General features: G+C 41.3%; 19 protein-coding genes. 5 read left to right on the top strand and 14 right to left on the bottom strand.

Annotation, left to right across the window (positions count from 1 at the left end; genetic code table 11):
- Positions 1 to 110: 110 nt before the first annotated feature.
- The 6 genes from FTT74_RS09475 to FTT74_RS09450 all read right to left on the bottom strand — a co-directional run bounded on the left by FTT74_RS09475 (position 111) and on the right by FTT74_RS09450 (position 4,935).
- Positions 111 to 1,172: an NADH:ubiquinone reductase (Na(+)-transporting) subunit F gene (locus tag FTT74_RS09475; RefSeq protein ID WP_004971960.1), complete on the bottom strand. Its 1,062-nt coding sequence runs from the start codon at positions 1,170 to 1,172 to the stop codon at positions 111 to 113.
- Positions 1,173 to 1,240: 68 nt separating this feature from the next.
- Entirely contained in the window at positions 1,241 to 1,603 is a 363-nt protein-coding gene (locus FTT74_RS09470) for a phenol hydroxylase subunit P4 (RefSeq protein ID WP_104853300.1), read from the bottom strand.
- A 117-nt stretch (positions 1,604 to 1,720) separates the two neighbouring features.
- Positions 1,721 to 3,247, bottom strand: a complete 1,527-nt coding sequence (locus FTT74_RS09465; protein WP_004971966.1) for an aromatic/alkene/methane monooxygenase hydroxylase/oxygenase subunit alpha — start codon at positions 3,245 to 3,247, stop codon at positions 1,721 to 1,723.
- Positions 3,248 to 3,339: 92 nt separating this feature from the next.
- A complete protein-coding gene (locus FTT74_RS09460; protein ID WP_004971969.1) occupies positions 3,340 to 3,606 on the bottom strand; it encodes an MmoB/DmpM family protein in 267 nt (88 codons plus the stop codon).
- A gap of 11 nt (positions 3,607 to 3,617) precedes the next feature.
- Entirely contained in the window at positions 3,618 to 4,622 is a 1,005-nt protein-coding gene (locus FTT74_RS09455) for an aromatic/alkene monooxygenase hydroxylase subunit beta (protein ID WP_004971970.1), read from the bottom strand.
- A gap of 19 nt (positions 4,623 to 4,641) precedes the next feature.
- Positions 4,642 to 4,935, bottom strand: coding sequence for a phenol hydroxylase subunit (locus FTT74_RS09450; protein ID WP_004971972.1), 294 nt, complete (start codon positions 4,933 to 4,935; stop codon positions 4,642 to 4,644).
- Positions 4,936 to 5,352: 417 nt separating this feature from the next.
- Between FTT74_RS09450 and mobR the strand changes: the two genes are divergently transcribed.
- Positions 5,353 to 7,026 (top strand): phenol degradation transcriptional regulator MobR, encoded by a 1,674-nt coding sequence (gene mobR / locus FTT74_RS09445; RefSeq protein ID WP_179988959.1) that lies wholly within the window; start codon positions 5,353 to 5,355, stop codon positions 7,024 to 7,026.
- A 60-nt stretch (positions 7,027 to 7,086) separates the two neighbouring features.
- Here mobR and FTT74_RS09440 read toward each other — a convergent pair whose 3' ends face one another.
- The 5 genes from FTT74_RS09440 to FTT74_RS09420 form a co-directional block, all read right to left on the bottom strand.
- Complete coding sequence (locus FTT74_RS09440) at positions 7,087 to 7,506, bottom strand: DsrE family protein (protein WP_004971976.1); 420 nt, start codon at positions 7,504 to 7,506, stop codon at positions 7,087 to 7,089.
- A 258-nt stretch (positions 7,507 to 7,764) separates the two neighbouring features.
- Positions 7,765 to 8,262, bottom strand: a complete 498-nt coding sequence (locus FTT74_RS09435) for a DUF2505 family protein (RefSeq protein WP_004971978.1) — start codon at positions 8,260 to 8,262, stop codon at positions 7,765 to 7,767.
- 165 nt (positions 8,263 to 8,427) lie between these two features.
- The gene (locus FTT74_RS09430) at positions 8,428 to 8,712 is read right to left on the bottom strand and encodes a hypothetical protein (RefSeq protein ID WP_096900962.1); all 285 of its coding nucleotides are present in this window, start codon (positions 8,710 to 8,712) and stop codon (positions 8,428 to 8,430) included.
- Between the two features lie 12 nt (positions 8,713 to 8,724).
- Positions 8,725 to 9,303, bottom strand: coding sequence for a nicotinamide riboside transporter PnuC (pnuC, locus tag FTT74_RS09425; RefSeq protein ID WP_154320936.1), 579 nt, complete (start codon positions 9,301 to 9,303; stop codon positions 8,725 to 8,727).
- A 157-nt stretch (positions 9,304 to 9,460) separates the two neighbouring features.
- On the bottom strand, positions 9,461 to 9,937 hold the full coding sequence (locus FTT74_RS09420) for a hypothetical protein (RefSeq protein WP_167845869.1): 477 nt from the start codon (positions 9,935 to 9,937) through the stop codon (positions 9,461 to 9,463).
- A gap of 281 nt (positions 9,938 to 10,218) precedes the next feature.
- Between FTT74_RS09420 and FTT74_RS09415 the strand changes: the two genes are divergently transcribed.
- Complete coding sequence (locus FTT74_RS09415) at positions 10,219 to 10,686, top strand: GNAT family N-acetyltransferase (protein WP_131261606.1); 468 nt, start codon at positions 10,219 to 10,221, stop codon at positions 10,684 to 10,686.
- A gap of 101 nt (positions 10,687 to 10,787) precedes the next feature.
- Here the strand turns inward: FTT74_RS09415 and cysN are convergent, their stop codons facing one another.
- Positions 10,788 to 12,404, bottom strand: coding sequence for a sulfate adenylyltransferase subunit CysN (gene cysN, locus FTT74_RS09410; protein WP_096900965.1), 1,617 nt, complete (start codon positions 12,402 to 12,404; stop codon positions 10,788 to 10,790).
- Positions 12,405 to 12,548: 144 nt separating this feature from the next.
- Complete coding sequence (gene cysD / locus FTT74_RS09405) at positions 12,549 to 13,457, bottom strand: sulfate adenylyltransferase subunit CysD (RefSeq protein ID WP_026438300.1); 909 nt, start codon at positions 13,455 to 13,457, stop codon at positions 12,549 to 12,551.
- Between the two features lie 354 nt (positions 13,458 to 13,811).
- Between cysD and FTT74_RS09400 the strand changes: the two genes are divergently transcribed.
- The 3 genes from FTT74_RS09400 (at position 13,812) to FTT74_RS09390 (ending at position 15,055) form a co-directional block, all read left to right on the top strand.
- The gene (locus FTT74_RS09400; protein WP_096900966.1) at positions 13,812 to 14,342 is read left to right on the top strand and encodes a hypothetical protein; all 531 of its coding nucleotides are present in this window, start codon (positions 13,812 to 13,814) and stop codon (positions 14,340 to 14,342) included.
- Positions 14,343 to 14,468: 126 nt separating this feature from the next.
- Positions 14,469 to 14,777 carry a type II toxin-antitoxin system RelE/ParE family toxin gene (locus tag FTT74_RS09395; protein WP_096900967.1) on the top strand — a complete coding sequence of 103 codons (309 nt, stop codon included), beginning with the start codon at positions 14,469 to 14,471 and terminating at the stop codon, positions 14,775 to 14,777.
- Positions 14,774 to 15,055: a HigA family addiction module antitoxin gene (locus FTT74_RS09390; protein WP_004971994.1), complete on the top strand. Its 282-nt coding sequence runs from the start codon at positions 14,774 to 14,776 to the stop codon at positions 15,053 to 15,055. The genes FTT74_RS09395 and FTT74_RS09390 overlap by 4 nt, the downstream gene beginning before the upstream one ends.
- Positions 15,056 to 15,128: 73 nt before the next feature.
- Here FTT74_RS09390 and lysS read toward each other — a convergent pair whose 3' ends face one another.
- Complete coding sequence (lysS, locus tag FTT74_RS09385; RefSeq protein WP_096900968.1) at positions 15,129 to 16,655, bottom strand: lysine--tRNA ligase; 1,527 nt, start codon at positions 16,653 to 16,655, stop codon at positions 15,129 to 15,131.
- Between the last annotated feature and the right edge of the window lie 251 nt (positions 16,656 to 16,906).

Genomic DNA, 16,906 nt, shown 5'->3' with positions numbered 1-16,906 from the left:
TGCTGAGCTAAATGCCTCAACACTGACCGACTTCCTTGGAAACTTTTTATCTATTGCAATTCGATAGGCTCAGTACAATATTGCAACACCTATCCACTTTTAAATATGTGTTAAATATGTTTAAACAATGCTGAACGTGACTGACCACTTGCACCATCGGCAGCACTCAAGAAGCGTTCAGTGTGAATATCACGTTCAAACAAACGGCTTTGCATTAAGGTCGAAATTGCTGCATCAATCATGACTGGTGGGCCGCATAAATAGGCTTTGTGTCCACCGCAACGCTGCTCAAAATAATCGGCAACCGCTTCATGCACATAGCCTGTAAATCCTGTCCAATGGTCTTCTGCTTTAGGTGCATTTAATGCGGGAATGTAGCGGAAGTTTGGATAGTCTTTGACTAACTGCTCAAACAGTTCTCGGTTATATAATTCCGCAACATCACGCGCACCTTGGAATAGGTAAATGGTGCGGGTATCACCCGACTCTAGTAAGTCTAAAATCATAGATTGCGGGCTAGATAAACCTGAACCACCTGCAATAAAAATCGCATCCTGATCATCCGATTTACGTACAAAGAATTGTCCGTATGGCCCTGAAATTTCCAGTGCGTCGCCTGCCGCAAGCTGCTCATGCACATAGGTCGTAGCACTGCCGCCCACCACATGACGAATATGCAATTCAATAATGCCTAGTTCGCTTGGTGCATTGGCAATTGAGAAGGCACGAGTGCCTTCAATACCCGGGAATTGCACGTTAATGTATTGCCCTGCCTGAAACTCCATCGGGCGGTCTAACTGCAAGCGCACACCTTTAATGGTTGGAGATAAGTCCTTTACCTCAAGGACTTTGGCCTGATAATCCTGAACCAAATATCCCAAGAAATCTGGGTCTTCATCAACATCGGCTTCAATGGTCATGTCTGATTCAGGCTTACAGCAGCACGCCAACACTTTGTGTTCTTCACGTTCCAAATCCATCAGCGCGAAAGGTGACGCTTCGCCGACATCATAATAACCATCGGTGACTTGGACTTTACAAGTGCCGCAAGTGCCATGCCCACAAGCAAATGGCAACCACACGCCTTGACGTAACGCGGCATCTAAAATGGTTTGATCTTCTTCAACCTCAATGGTTGTGCCAATTGGCTCAATTGTGACTTGATAGCTCATCTGCGACCTCCTGTCTTGTACTTACTGACTGTGCTTTGCTGTCTTTATTTTGTTGTGATCTTACTGTTTTAAACGTGTGCGCCCTTGTACCCATTCAGTCCTGGGGTCACAAAACGCAGTAGTGATTTTTGATCGAAGCCAATTTCTGCCAAGGTCTGTTCAGGGCGTGGCTGAATTACCTGTTTGTTTAAAGTAAATTGCACTTCATCCCATTTAATGTTTTCAAAGTCAGGATGTTGATGGAAACCCGCCTGCATTTGCTGATCCAAAAATTCCTGAAAGGTTTGCTGCGGCGAAACCAACATGGCGTGTGCAGAACAATATAAAGTGTGATGATCCCAACCCACATACACCAAAATGTTGTCGCCATAGTGTTTTTGTAGGTCGCGTGGTTCAAAGTCGTAATCTGGGCGAATAGCGCGTACTGACATGGTCATTCTCCGTATTGGGGTGGTTTGAGCCGCAAATGACTCAAACCGAAATCCTTTTAAATTTGAATCTTGAAATAACTTAAATTTTAGATATTTACTTTAGATAGTGAATGAGCGTTAAGCCGCATCACCTTTCCATTTTTTCCAGCGTTGCTGGTCTGGTGAACCTTCAATATCCAAGTTATCTGCACCGACATTGAAGCGATAATATTCGCGCAGCATGTTTTCCAAATCTAAGCCACCACAGTTGCCTTGTAGAATTTGGTTCACTGGCAACCATGCCTGCACATATTTTTCAGGTTCACGTTCAAAAATATCGTGACAACCATCTGAACAGGTGTGGTAACGCTCGCCTTTATAAACAGACTCACGATACGTAAACATGGTCGGATCGCCATCCATTTCGGTGAAAGTCATTGGCACTTGGCAAATTTGGCACAATTGCGGTAAGCCTGCGCTGTAGAAACGCTTGCCTTCTGCTTCCATCTTGCGTGCTAACTCCCACTTTGGACGGTAGTATTTGTCAAAGGTGTCTGGATATTTTTCAGATAACCAATCCATTTCCTGATCGGTTGGAATCCAAGTATGGAAACCTGCTGCATGACCGAAGTTATAGAAAATCCACCACGCTTGATGCGACACGTGTTCTTTTTCTTTGGTAATTACTTCTGAATATTTCGGCATACGAATACCGTAACGGCTCAAGTCTTTAAATAACGCACCGCCCGCTTCTTCAAAGTAGGTTTCCCACGCTTCTTTCCACGACATCACTTTGTTTGGCAGCATGTAGTCCATCATCATGCCAACTATAGATAACAGACGAGTCCCACGCCAGAACCACTTATCAATCCATTCCTGTACGATTGGCACGTTATCTTCGTGTTGTTCTAACAAGAATTTCACGATTTCTAGACCTAAAGTCATGTGACGTGCTTCATCGGACTGTGCACTAAAACCAAAGGTGACCGTTGCCATATCGCCATTGTGTGCTGCACCTGACATGAACGGTACGAACAACAAGTTGGTCAATACATATTCAAAGGCAAAGCTAATGGCTAACAAGAACTCAAACGGCCCTGCTGAACGCGCATCTTCAAAGAAAGATTTTGGTACAGACAAGTACCAAACGCGGTCATGCATGTGCGACCAATCCTGAAAACCATCAAAGAATTTGTTGTAATGGCTCATGGCATGAATTTGCGTCTGCACGTGACGTAATTCATCAATCGACTGCATTTGTGATGCGATACGTGCGCCTACACCACTGAACTGACGCCCTACATGTGCATAACCTTGGAATGCCTGATATTCAAGCGGAGTTACCGCAGTTAAAAACAGTTTGATGGCATTCAAATAACGCTCATTGGTCACGTTCATTTGACCGTTGTTTTGTGCAAAAGCATCAAAAATGGCGTAAAGTTTTTTCTCTTTTTCTGCCTGATACTTCCAGTAAGCATCCATGGTTAAACGGAATGGATCTTCCCATTTAGACCAGTCTGTAATTTTAATGCCTTCAAATTCTTCGTATGGAAAGGCTTCTTTGCGGTCTGCATAAGAAAAGTCCCAATCCAAGTCACGAGTAAGTGCGCGATAACGGTCTTTGGCATTCAGTTTTTTTGCTGGGGTTTTAACTTGTGAATTCATGCTCATCATCCTTAAATTTTTTAGCGGCAATCTATGCAGCAATATGTTCTGGCGGCACTGTACTCAAATTGGCTCAGTGCACATCCTTATTCCTAGTTCCAGTGCAAACGGAAACTGTCATCATCTTCTTCGACGTTGCCGCCCAACGTAATCATGTTGAGTTGTAAAGACTGAATATCCCAATCTTGTCCAAGTTTTTCAGATACCGTTTCTGCTTTAACAATCAGACCTGTTTCGCTTTCTACCCGAATCATGGCTGGCAGATATTGAATCGTGGCATCTGGGTTGTCTTCTTCAATCGCTTCAATGATGTAGCGCGACGTGTCATTGTCCTGTAATGCGAGATAAACCTTAGACATGCTGCTTCTCCTTAAGCCTGCAAAATTTGTTCGAGTTCGATGCCAATTTTTTTACTGCGTTCCAGCAGTTTTTGTTCTGCAATGTCGACTGCATCTGCAGACAACGCCTCAGCTGCCCACGCTGCAAATGCCGCTTTCACTTCAGGTAAATATTCGGCTAACCACTGGCTCAACAATTGTTTGTTATGTGCAGATTCTGCAGCTGCGGTTTTAAATACGCTGTCTGACCATTTGCGTAAATCTGCCATGGCTTCCTGCATAAATTCCATCAGCATCGCCAAGTCACGTGCTTGATGCTGTGCCAACCATTGATCAAATTGGGTGTAAACCAATTCGCTCATAAAGCTGTCAATCACCAAGTTTTGTAATAAAAACAGTTTGAAATAGTCCTGCTCGATCAAACTGGTTTCACACAGCTTGCGCAGTCCTTGCCATGCTTCATCCTGCATCCATGCTTGTTTGGCTGGAATTAAAGATTCGCCCGTGTTGCCATCGAGTGCCAAACCAACCCGTGAGATGTACTGCGCCATCCCTAAACGATCCATCGCAGCATAAATACAGGCTTGGGTCAGCACCGTGCCATAACCATAAGCACTGCCCGACATCATGTGTAAATTGGCAGTCTGTTCGATATGACGAAACGGCAAAAACAAGGCAATCACTTTGGCTTTGACATCTTCAGAAATATGCTCTGCCAACTGACGCTTTTCAAAAAAGCTAAAGTTACTTTCGGCAATGTCCTGCAAACGCGCACGATGCTGCACATAAGTTCCGTAATAAAACTGACGCGGGTCTTTAAATGCGTACCAATCCTGCATTTCAATTGCAGTATGGGTTTTATCATTTAAGGTTTTTTCAGGTTTCCACAGCGGACGATAGTGAAAGTTGGTTTCCGCCTGAATATCAAAACTGACTTCCTGATAACGGGTGGCTGGCTTGTTGCCAAAACGGCGCTCAATATAGGCATAGTTTTGACGAATTGGCTCAATACCCGCTGTTTTAATTTCTAAAGTCATCGCTTATCTCCTTAAGCATTCAGTGTTGATCTTCATGATCAATGTTGTATCGCTGTGCACCGACTAAAGTGTCGTGTTCAATGCCGTAACGCCATTTGTCTTCTTCAGCATCATTCACGGCTTGCTGTTGTTCGCTCATTTCCACCACTTGATTGGTTGCGCAGAACTCGCGGAATGCTTGCTGCGGTAACACCAACTCCACATATAAAGTGGGATCGTGAATGGCAAAGTCGAACTCGACAAATGCGGCATTAATATCGCCCGTTACCCGAATATATTTGGTTAAGGGCAATGCGCCTGTTGCATCCTTCATATTGTTCTCCTACAAGATCTGATTCATTCAGAACTTGCTTCAGTTGCTTCATGCATCTGTTGCTTACTTTTACTATTACAACAAGCGTGCCAACTTTATAAAAACATTGAAAAACAGCAACTTAAAAAATCTGAGTGTTTTTATAAGAATTTGGATTTCATGATTTGATGAATTTTGATGTTTAAAAAATTTAAGATTTCATGATTTGATGAAATACAGCCCGTACAGATACAAAAATTTACCCTTGGGCTTTATGCAATTCACTTATGATAAAGACGGAATAAAAACAACAAAAACATATAGATACAACTAAATACCTTTAAGGTTTGGCATGATGCTGTTTAGGTATTATTGAATTTTCACGAATTTGCATAAGATGGCTAAACAGCCTCGAATTTAATGGATTAAACACGGCGCATGGTACGAGTAAAATACGACAGCAGCGGCAAATATGCAGGTCATCCTCAGGAAATTCACGACCTGCTTTCCAAACTACATTTTGACACTGAGCGTGGACAAATCTGGTTTGATGAATATCGCATGTTGCTGATGCATACCAGCATCATGGGCTATTTGCGTAAAGACCTTGCCAATATGATTGGAATGGAACGCACCAAACGCTTTTTTATTCGTTTGGGCTATCAGGCAGGTCTGAAAGATGCAGAAGTCACTACTAAAATGCGCCCAGGTTTAAATGAAGAACAGGCTTTTATGGCAGGGCCGCAAATGCACGGTATTCGTGGCATGGTGCAAGTTTCTGCCAATCAATTGATTTTAAATCAAAAGAAAAAACAGTTTTATGCAGACTTAAACTGGCATAACTCTTTTGAAGCCGATGTGCATGTTGAGCAATTTGGACTGAGTCACGAACCTTCCTGCTGGATGCTGCTGGGCTATGCTTGCGGTTACAGCAGTTTTGCCACAGGCATGACCATTATTTATCAGGAAGTGGAATGTAAAGCCTGCGGGCGTGAGCATTGCCGTATTATTGGTAAACAACTCAGTGAATGGGAAAATGCCGATGAGCTGATTCAGTTCATGTCGCCTGAACCGATGGAACAGGAACTCATTGCACTGCAAGCCGAATTGTATGAACTGAAAAAGTCGATTTATGCCACCAGTAAAAATGACTACAGCATGTTCAGCTCAGTCGGACAATCGGCGGCTTATCAGCGGGTGTGTGACTTACTCAAAAAAGCCGCAGGTGCCAAAGTTTCCATTTTGCTGCAAGGTGAAACAGGGGTCGGGAAAGAAGCCTTTGCCCGTGGTGTGCATGAACTGAGTCAGCGTAAAGAACATGCTTTTGTTGCGGTCAACTGTGCGGCAATTCCGCCTGAACTGATTGAATCTGAACTGTTTGGTGTTGAAAAAGGTGCATTTACAGGTGCACATCAATCACGCTTAGGTAAATTTGAACGCGCCCATGGCGGTACTATTTTTTTAGATGAAGTGATTGAACTTTCGCCACGCGCTCAAGCGGCTTTGCTGCGTGTGCTACAAGAAGGTGAAGTGGAACGCGTTGGAGATTCGCAAACCCGTCATATTGATGTTCGCGTGATTGCTGCAACCAATGAAGATTTAGAACAAGCGGTTAAAGCAGGTCGTTTCCGTGCCGATTTATATTACCGTTTAAACATTTTTCCTGTGCAGATTCCTCCGCTGCGTGAACGCCGTGAAGATTTACCATTATTGGTTGCACATTTCTTAAAACGCTTTGAAAAAATGTATGACAAACAAATTCAAGGCGTCAGTGAAAAAGCCACTAACTTTATGCAAAGCTATGCGTGGCCTGGCAATATTCGTGAACTGGAAAACCTGCTCGAACGTGCGGTACTACTGACGGAAGATCAACAACTGATTAAACTGAATGCCCTGTTTCCGCAAATGCACAGCGACCATACTGTAGATGAGCAAGACAGCATAGATTTAGACACGCTTTTAACCGAAGGTTTTGATTTAGAACAGCATGAGCAACAACTGATTATCACCGCGATGCAAAAAGCCAAACACAATGTATCTGAAGCGGCACGCTTATTGGGAATTTCCCGCGCTGCACTGGATTATCGTTTAAAAAAATACGCCATGCGCTAGAAATTCCGCAATAAAAAAGCCCTGTTTTTCAACAAGGCTTTTGCATTTCAAGCAGCCGAATTACCAGCTCAGTGTCTGAGTGCCTGGACGGAAAATTGCTTCACCCATAGCATCTGGATTGGCATATTTCAGACCTTTCATTAAGTCACCTTCAACAACACCGTACTGCTCCATACACATTTTGCAGATATACACATCACCACCTTTGGCGATAATACTTTTCAGCATGTTCTGATGCTCTGCATATTTATGTTCAAAGCGGTTAGATGCCAACATTACGCCTTGATCGACCAAATAAATCGTCAGTGGATGACCTTTGCCAAATTGGTTATTGCTCATGCCAATTGCCATTTTGGTGCGGTGCGCATCACTGCTGGTAAGCAAGACAAAAAGTGGATCTTTTTTGCTCTCTGCCATTGCTGGAGATAGACTGGCAAAGGTCAGCAAAACCGATAAACATAACAACTGAATCAATTTCATGGCAGAACTCACACTCAATTTAAATCTGGTCAAAATATTAGCATAATAAATATACTATATTTAAATAATAAATTAAGACGATAGTCTGTATGCAATAAAGCCAAGCACTAAACTTTTTCAAAAATCAAAAATTGATCACTGTAAAATGACCCCAGCATCAACAATCACAATTCAATACGTCCAAAAAACAAAGCGCCACCGAAAACGGCAGCGCCAAGCATGTATTTAAGAGCAATCTTTTCTAGTAGAAATGAAGGGTTAAGCCGCTAAATTTTTCTTGAGTTCATCTTCCACAATCCCAATTTCCAATTCACTGAAACGACGGATTTCCCCTTCTGCATGTTTTTCCAACATGCCGCCAATCAATGGCACTTTAACCTTAATTGTCCAGTTTAATTGAATATCAATTTTTTCATGGTTGCCTGTCACACTACGCTCGCCTTTAGCTTCTAAAGGCAAGTTTGCACCAAGCTCCACGGTAGAAGTAAGCGCCGTTAAATGGGTCACATCATTGCGTTTTAAACGAAATGCATCTTTTAATAATTTTTTAGCCATATCTGGAATATTCACATCTAAATTATAAGCACGGCGCAAAGTGTAAATATCACCGTTCTTTTTAGATTCTAAAATTTCCAAATTTTCACCAGGAATACGCTTGCAGACTGCTTCATGCAAAGCAACATCTGCCACTAAACGCTTAAATTCGTCAATTGAAACACCATGAATGGTGGCGTTTACAGTAAATTGATGAGCCATTTGAGTTCCTTTTATTTTGTTTATTGATGGAGTAGGTCTAGCATCATCGTGCAATATAATTTGGCTGATGCTCAACGGGTATAAGCTGTTTTATATCCTAAATACAACTTTATTTTCAGGCTATTAAAATGTTTTTTCCGCCTGCTGTCATTGACTCTATTTTGTCTATTCTGTGTGAATGATGCCAAATTCAGCGGCATAGGTTTCATGGCTATAAATAGTTAAATAATGCCCATAAAATTCAATTTTGGCATAAAAATGTTCTGCGCCATCATCTAGTCCTGTGGAACACCATGTCGTCCCTTTGGGGAAATCATCTAACCACTGGGCTTGGTAAAAATCTGCAATCGAATCAAACTGTAAATAACGCTCAGGATACGCTAAAATATCCAATGCCAATAAATCAAATTGTTTAAGCTGCGCCTGTTTAAAATCAATTAAATTGCTCATCGCTACACGCCATCACACCGCAGAATGTGCCGCATGTTGTTGTCGGATTTTATGCCATTCACGCCAGCCCAAATAAGCAAGAACCACAAAACCTGCATATAACACAGCCGTTAACAGCAACTCTTTGTAAATAAACATGCCGATATACACCAGATCGACCACAATCCATAACACCCATGTAGCCAAGTATTTACGACTGGTCCAATAGGTTGCCAATAGACTCATAACTGCCAGTTGTGCATCCAATAAAGGCAGTGAAGCCTGCGTCCACCACTTTAAACTTAGCCCAAACAGTAAACCCAGTATGCTACTCAGTGCAATTTGCAGCCACATTTTAGAGAGTGGCAAGCTTTGAATGATGATATGTTGTTTTTGCTGCTGTGCAGTTTTCCACTGGAAAAAACCATAAACAGCCATGCCCATAAATAGGGTTTGTAATACCGTTTCGCCATACAATTGATATTCAAAGAACAAATAGGCATACAGCAAACAGGCAATAAAATTCACCACCCAGCAAGCTATATGTCGCTTAATGGTTAAGGTCACGCCTAAAACACTAATCAACACAGCAATGATTTCTAAAACTGACATTGATGCTGCCTATGTAAAAGAAAAAGGCATGATACCTCTTTTCGGGAAAATAGCGCAAAACTCAACATTTAACCAAACACTTAACTGACAAGAAGATGCTGCAATTAATTTTCAAGAAACCTCTGTAAAATCATAAACATAAAATCAGGCATGAAAATCAATCTGTTTGAAACTGCTCTGAATTATTGTATTTATGCTCTTGCCCAAAGCGGTCTACATGGGTAATAAAAACTCCGTATTTGCCGACAAAATATTCAAGGGATTGCTCGTAAAAACTCCAGTAAATTGACCACTCCCCCAAGTCTAACTGACGAATTTGCGTATGTGCTTTGGCAGGCATTTTATTCAGCACTTCTTGTTGAATAGTTTCGGCATCTTCAGGGTCACGACTAGATACTTTTAAGCTTAAAAATATTTCTGCGATATCATCAAATAATTGCTGTTCGTATTCGGCAACTTCTTCCACCACCTCTTCTACAGGGCGCGGTGCTTTGTGGGTAATCGGGTCTTGGACAATATTGGCAATATCTTGACAGCTTTGCTGAAAAGTACGATTAATTTTTATTTTGAACCAGACTTTCCAGACTGCATATACGGCAATCAACAACAAAATCCATAACAATAGTTTTGCCATCTTGGTCTTCGCTCTTATTTCAGGCGTTTCAATAAAGTATAACCATTTCAGGGCTTAGCGTCTATTCGCTGCTGCACGCTTCAACGCTTATGCTTTAACAGATGATTCCATCCATGCATCGCTAAAAAGTGCAATGCTCAATTACACAATGATACCGATTGCCTTAAAAATAGGACTTGTGCTGCAGTATAACGCAGTAAAACACAACAATTTTCTGCTATTTCTTTAAACACTTTTCGCTTCCAATAGAGCCTTGTTTTTATCTATCACCCTAAGCCTAGATGATTAGAGCTGCACAAATTCAAGATGTCGCCAATTTGGTTGCGGTATTACACGCCAGTATTCGCTCTTGTATTCAAGATCATCAACGCAATGAAGCCAAAATTCAGGCATGGCTAGAAAATAAAAGCTATGAAAATATTTTAATGCTGCTGCATTACAACAATTGTTGGGTCTATGTCTTACAGCATGTGGTGGTTGGCTTTATTATGATGAGTGATCGCGGGCAAATTTTACAACATGCCATTGCCCCCGAAGTACAACAACGCGGTATTGGTCAAGCCTTGTTATTTGAAGCAATAAGCGATTTAAAGCGCAAAAATGTATCGCACATGAGTGTATTTAGCACACAGACTGCTTTAAGTTTTTATGAAAAAAATGGCTTTGAAATACAACCTCAAAAAATTAGCTATGGGCACTTCACACCCATGCTCAAACATCTCAATGGCGAACCCTTAGAGCACACTTAAAAAACAAACTTTCCAATATAGTGAACGCACATAAAAAAACCGCTTTCAGGTGAAAGCGGTTTTTTGGGGATGTGGATTCGATTTTATAAACGAATCTAATTTTATAAGCGAACTAGGGCAATAATTTTTTCTGCCAGTTCTTCTGTAGCTGTCGCAGTCAACTCTGCATCTGCACCACTGTTTACATCACTAATGACCACAATGCCCGTTTCGCGGAGTAATGCAACCTGCGCAGCATCTAAACCTGCTTTGGCAATGGCAACAATACCCTGCTGAATCAGCAAGCTTTCAAGTGCTTGTGCCTGTTCAAGTGCTTGGCTTGGTACACATACCGCTGCAGGTTTTTGACCCAAACGTGCAGCACGGTCTTCGGCTGTTACAGGTGTACTGTGTGCAGTCCATTCTACGCAAGCTTCAACCATACCTGCGCCAATGGTCACGTTATTTAAACGATCAATGAAAATAAACGAACCCGTATAACGACTGTCTTGATAACGGTCAAATACCACAGGCGCATCAAATTCGATGGTGACATTGGCAATTGCATTCAGTTCAAGCTGTTCAACCTGCACCTGTTCCAAAGTATTCACATTGGTACGGTAATGAATGGCTGTGACTTTTGCAGGCACAGTTTGTGTACCCACTTTTAAGTTATACAGCTTGCCAATAGATAGTGGCTGATCAGCCATCCACACCACAGTGGCATTTACAGCACGTGAAATTTCAGGACGCACTTGATCTTCACGCACCAACACATTACCACGTGAAATATCAATTTCATCGTTCAGTGTTAGGGTAACTGCTTGACCTGCAATTGCATGTTCAAGATTGCCATCAAAAGTCACAATCTCTTTTACTGTCGAGCTTTTGCCCGATGGCAATGCCACAATGCGGTCACCCACATGAATATCGCCCAAAGCAATCGTGCCGCAGAAACCACGGAAGTCAAGGTTTGGACGGTTGACATACTGCACAGGGAAACGGAAATCATTTTGAGCCGAGTTACGGTTAATTTCTACCGACTCCAATGTTCCCATTAAAGTATCGCCTGTGTACCAAGGGGTATGCTCAGACTTGTTCACCACGTTATCGCCATTTAAGGCAGAAATTGGCGTGAAAATAATATTCGATGGTTTACGATCACCCAGTTGATTCACAAAGTTCGCATATTCCGTCTGAATTTCGTTAAATCGTGCTTCTGAATAATCCACCAAATCCATTTTATTGATGGCAACCACAATATTGTTAATGCCCAATAAACTAGAAATAAAAGTATGACGACGGGTCTGAGTTTGTACGCCATAACGCGCATCAATCAAAATAATCGCCAAGTCACAAGTCGATGCACCTGTTGCCATGTTACGTGTATATTGCTCATGCCCAGGTGTATCGGCAATGATGAACTTACGCTTTTCAGTAGAAAAATAACGATAAGCCACATCAATGGTAATGCCCTGCTCACGCTCGGCTTGCAAACCATCGACCAATAAAGCTAAATCAGGTGCATCGCCCGTAGTGCCGACTTTTTTCGAGTCACGAGTCACGGCTTGTAATTGATCTTCATAAATCAATTTTGAGTCATACAACAAACGACCAATTAATGTCGATTTACCATCGTCTACGTTACCGCAAGTTAAAAAGCGCAGTAGATCTTTGTTTTCGTGCTGTTTTAAATACGCCAAAATATCTTGGCTAATTAAATTCGATTGATGAGACATTGCTCAAAGCTCCACATATTTTTTAGAAATCGGTTTTTTAATCTTTAATCCCTCTAAATCTCCCTTTTATAAAGGGAGGCTTTGCTCCGCTTTTTATAAGTCCCTCTTTATAAAGAGGGGTTTGGGGAGATTTTTCAGGAGAGATTAGAAGTAACCTTCTTGCTTTTTCTTTTCCATCGAGCCAGCTTCATCGTGGTCAATCATACGACCCTGACGCTCTGAACTGGTTGCCAATAGCATTTCCTGAATAATTTCAGGCAAGGTATTCGCTTCTGATTCGACTGCACCCGTAAGTGGATAACAACCTAAAGTACGGAAGCGTACCGATTTCATTTGTGGAACTTCACCTTCTAGCAACGGCATGCGTTCGTCATCGACCATAATTAAAGTGCCGCTACGCTCAACGACAGGACGTTCTGCAGCCAAATACAACGGTACTAATGGAATACTTTCGAGGTAAATGTATTGCCAAATATCCAATTCAGTCCAGTTAGACAATGGGAACACACGAATACTTTCGCCTTTATTGACCTTGCCATTATACAAATTCCACAATTCAGGACGCTGATTTTTCGGGTCCCAACGATGTTTTGCATCACGGAAAGAATAAACACGTTCTTTGGCACGTGATTTTTCCTCATCACGACGCGCGCCACCAAATGCCGCATCAAAACCGTATTTATCTAAAGCTTGTTTTAAGCCTTGGGTTTTCATGATGTCGGTATATTTAGAACTGCCATGATCGAATGGGTTAATGTTGGCATCTACCCCTTCTTTATTTTGATGAACAATCAAGTCAAAACCGTGCTGTTTTGCCATGTTGTCACGGAAAGTGATCATGTCTTTGAATTTCCAGCCTGTATCCACATGTAACAGTGGAAATGGCAGTTTCGCTGGATAGAATGCTTTTAAAGCCAAATGCAACATTACCGCTGAATCTTTACCAATCGAATACAACATGACTGGATTTTCAAACTCGGCTGCAACTTCACGGATAATATGAATACTCTCAGCTTCAAGCTGTTTAAGATGAGTAAGTCTTTCCTGATTTATTGACATTGATCACACCAGATGTACTTAAACTTGTGTACGAATAACACAGATAGAATTTGATTTTCATTATAGTGACTTAGTTATGCAGACTATTGCTTGTTTTATTATATTTATATGCAAAAAGCTCATATAAAAGAAAACCAATAAGCAGTATAAGTTTTATTTAATCAATAGTTTATTCCATCATATATTGAAATTTAACGTCATTCTCGCTACGTTTGATACATACAAATCGCGCTTACAAGCTGCTCATTTTTGAATAACTTCATAGATTATTCATCTAATTCAGTGCTTCAAGCATGAACAAAAAATGCTTAAAGTAAAAACATATTTTTTTATTTTTAAGATGCTCCCATGCCACAGATTGAACAGATCAAATCCAAACTTGAACAGGCGCAGCTGGCTGGTTTTTTGTATCAGCACAGCCCTGAGCTACTCGTCCTACAAGAGCCTTTAAACGATGATGCTTCAATGCTGAATGTTTTTGTGCAACATGAACTCAGTGCAGATCAGATTGGGCTGCAATTTGGTTTGCGTTGCCGTGATCAACAACTCTCCTTTTTAATAGGCGTGACGCATAGCAATCAAGACCGCAGCTATGAAATTGGTGCGGGCAATTTAAAGGCCGAACAAAAAGCCTTTAACTTAATGTATGCATTTTATAATTATCCTAAAGGTTTTTATTTGGTAGATGTGCCTTTAAATGCAACCACGGCAGAACTGCATCAAGCGATTGAAACGCAATTATTTTCGCAAGAAAAACTGGATTTCTTAAACACTGCTATTAAAACCAACCCCATGGGTACACAAGTAACTTGGATGAAAGCGCATATTTTACAGCAAGCTTTAGAGATGAAAGTACGGATTCAAACGGCGTTGTTATAAGCATCATCACTTTAAGTTTCTGCGGATTACGCAAGATGCACTTAAACCCCGCCAAAACTGGTTGATTGATTAAACTCGAAATTATCGTATACTGTACATATACACAATACACTTGGATACTAAGGCTTGATTAAGAGTTTTAAACATAAAGGTCTTCAGGCTTTTTTCCAAACTGGTTCAACAGCAGGTATTCAAGCAGCGCATTCTACAAAATTACGTTTAATACTTGCAGCACTACATGCTGCATCTACGGTGAATGATTTGCGAACTCCACCCAATTGGCGTTTACATAAATTGAGTGGAAATCTACAAGATCAATGGTCACTAACAGTAAATGGTAATTGGCGTGTAATTTTTAAATTTGAAGATGGTGATGTCTACATTGTAGATTATTTGGATTATCACATAGCTTCTAGCGCAGGAGTACAAAGATGAATATGATGTTTAATGCACCTCATCCGGGCGAAATGTTGCGCGAATATATTGGTGAAACTTCTGTGACTGAAGTGGCTCAAGCACTTGGAGTGACACGTGCAAACCTATCTCGCATTTTGAATGGTCATACTGGAATTTCTGCAGATATGGCGATTCGTTTGAGTGAAGCCTTAGAAACCTCACCAGAGTTTTGGTTGAATTTACAAATGCAGCATGATTTATGGCTTGCCAGTCAACGCCAGCGACCTATGATCAAAAAATTGGTGGCAAGTGTTTAACTTTAAGTTACAACAAAAAAACAACCTGCATTTCTGCAGGTTGTTTTTTATGTCGTCAACGATGCGCTAAAACTTAGTTTTTATGACGCATGTGTGGGAATAAAATCACATCACGGATACTCGCAGCGTTGGCAAACAACATTACCAAACGGTCAATCCCGATGCCCTCACCTGCAGTTGGTGGTAAGCCGTATTCCAAAGCTTCAACAAAGTCTGCATCGTAATGCATCGCTTCATCATCGCCTGCGTCTTTTTCTGCAACCTGTGCTTGGAAACGCTCAGCTTGGTCAATCGGGTCATTTAATTCTGAGAAACCATTCGCCAATTCACGACCACCAATAAAGAACTCAAAACGGTCAGTAATGTGTGGGTTATCGTCATTACGACGTGCCAAAGGCGACGTTTCTGCAGGATATTCTGTAATGAAAGTCGGCTGACGTAATTGAGTTTCTACGGTTTCTTCAAACACGATGGTTTGTAGTTTGCCCAAACCAAAACCAGGCTTCACCTGTTCTTTCAATTCTTCCTGCACAAATTTAGCCAAGAAATCACGGTCATTAACATTTTCTGGCGTGAATTGTGGATTATGCTCAAGAATGGCATCAAACATAGAAATTTTCTTGAATGGGCCTTTGAAGCTATACACTTCATCGCCATACGGCACATCGGTAGTACCCAAAATATCCAAAGCCAGTTTTTCTAGCATTTGCTCAGTCAATGCCATCAAATCTTTATAGTCGGCATAAGCTTGGTAGAATTCGATCATGGTAAATTCAGGGTTATGACGTGTAGACACCCCTTCATTACGGAAGTTACGGTTAATTTCAAACACACGTTCAAAACCGCCAACCACTAAACGCTTTAAATATAATTCAGGCGCAATACGCAAGAATAACGGCATATCTAAAGCATTATGATGCGTTTCAAATGGACGTGCCGATGCACCGCCAGGAATCACATGCATCATTGGCGTTTCAACTTCCATAAAACGCTGTTCAGTTAAAAATGCACGAATACCCGAAACCACTTTGGCACGAATTTCAAAGGTTTTACGGGTGTCTTCATTTACGATTAAGTCTAAATAACGCTTACGATATTTCGCTTCGGTATCGCTTAAACCATGATATTTGTCTGGTAATGGACGTAAAGATTTGGTCAACAATTCAAAATGTTGAATATGAACATATAAATCGCCTTTGCCTGAACGACCAATATAGCCTTTCACTGCGATAATATCGCCCAAATCTAGGCTCTTGATCGTCTCTAATGTTTCAGCACTAAGTTCTTTACGCGCCACATACAGCTGAATACGACCTGTCATGTCTTGAATTACGATGAATGAACCGCGGTTCAACATCACACGACCTGCTACAGACACATACACTTTTTCGCCTGCTTCAATTTCTTCTTTAGAAACTTCTGCGAATTGTGCCTGCAAATCTTCTGCGTAGTTTTCACGCTTAAACGTATTTGGCCAAGGGCTAGTTCCCTTCGCCTGCGCTTGTTCTTGAATTTGCTTTAACTTGGCATGACGCTGCGCAATTAAATCGTTTTCGGAAATAGTGGGTTCAGAAGTCGATTGAGCGTTATGTTGCGTCATCTCTGCCTCGAATAATTACTAAAAAAAGAAGTTCAATAGAATAGCAGATTTAGACACGATTTCGTATGCCTTCTCTGACTCGAGCAATTTATTTTTTAAATTGCCACTTGCTTTTGTGATTTTTTGTAGACTTAGACCAAAAGCTAACTTCTTTCTCAGGCTAAGCGCACTACAATATTGTTCAGAAAATAGATGAAAAAGACCGTATTTTGCTGTTTTTAAACCTGCTGATGTATCAGTCTAAATATTTT

It is taken from the genome of Acinetobacter sp. YH01007 (genome assembly GCF_013420425.1).
In the GTDB taxonomy this organism is placed as follows: domain Bacteria; phylum Pseudomonadota; class Gammaproteobacteria; order Pseudomonadales; family Moraxellaceae; genus Acinetobacter; species Acinetobacter towneri.
The sequence above is the reverse complement of the archived record's forward strand: the minus strand, read 5'-3'. Positions and strand labels throughout refer to the sequence as shown.

Coding starts and splice junctions, on each gene's coding strand:
- FTT74_RS09455 (WP_004971970.1), bottom strand. CDS start 4,622: ATGACTTTAGAAATTAAAACAGCGGGTATTGAGCCAATTCGTCAAAAC.
- FTT74_RS09415 (WP_131261606.1), top strand. CDS start 10,219: ATGATTAGAGCTGCACAAATTCAAGATGTCGCCAATTTGGTTGCGGTA.
- FTT74_RS09460 (WP_004971969.1), bottom strand. CDS start 3,606: ATGTCTAAGGTTTATCTCGCATTACAGGACAATGACACGTCGCGCTAC.
- FTT74_RS09440 (WP_004971976.1), bottom strand. CDS start 7,506: ATGAAATTGATTCAGTTGTTATGTTTATCGGTTTTGCTGACCTTTGCC.
- lysS (WP_096900968.1), bottom strand. CDS start 16,655: ATGACGCAACATAACGCTCAATCGACTTCTGAACCCACTATTTCCGAA.
- FTT74_RS09435 (WP_004971978.1), bottom strand. CDS start 8,262: ATGGCTCATCAATTTACTGTAAACGCCACCATTCATGGTGTTTCAATT.
- FTT74_RS09430 (WP_096900962.1), bottom strand. CDS start 8,712: ATGAGCAATTTAATTGATTTTAAACAGGCGCAGCTTAAACAATTTGAT.
- cysN (WP_096900965.1), bottom strand. CDS start 12,404: ATGTCTCATCAATCGAATTTAATTAGCCAAGATATTTTGGCGTATTTA.
- FTT74_RS09400 (WP_096900966.1), top strand. CDS start 13,812: ATGCCACAGATTGAACAGATCAAATCCAAACTTGAACAGGCGCAGCTG.
- FTT74_RS09475 (WP_004971960.1), bottom strand. CDS start 1,172: ATGAGCTATCAAGTCACAATTGAGCCAATTGGCACAACCATTGAGGTT.
- FTT74_RS09465 (WP_004971966.1), bottom strand. CDS start 3,247: ATGAATTCACAAGTTAAAACCCCAGCAAAAAAACTGAATGCCAAAGAC.
- FTT74_RS09450 (WP_004971972.1), bottom strand. CDS start 4,935: ATGAAGGATGCAACAGGCGCATTGCCCTTAACCAAATATATTCGGGTA.
- FTT74_RS09470 (WP_104853300.1), bottom strand. CDS start 1,603: ATGTCAGTACGCGCTATTCGCCCAGATTACGACTTTGAACCACGCGAC.
- pnuC (WP_154320936.1), bottom strand. CDS start 9,303: ATGTCAGTTTTAGAAATCATTGCTGTGTTGATTAGTGTTTTAGGCGTG.
- FTT74_RS09390 (WP_004971994.1), top strand. CDS start 14,774: ATGAATATGATGTTTAATGCACCTCATCCGGGCGAAATGTTGCGCGAA.
- mobR (WP_179988959.1), top strand. CDS start 5,353: ATGGTACGAGTAAAATACGACAGCAGCGGCAAATATGCAGGTCATCCT.
- FTT74_RS09420 (WP_167845869.1), bottom strand. CDS start 9,937: ATGGCAAAACTATTGTTATGGATTTTGTTGTTGATTGCCGTATATGCA.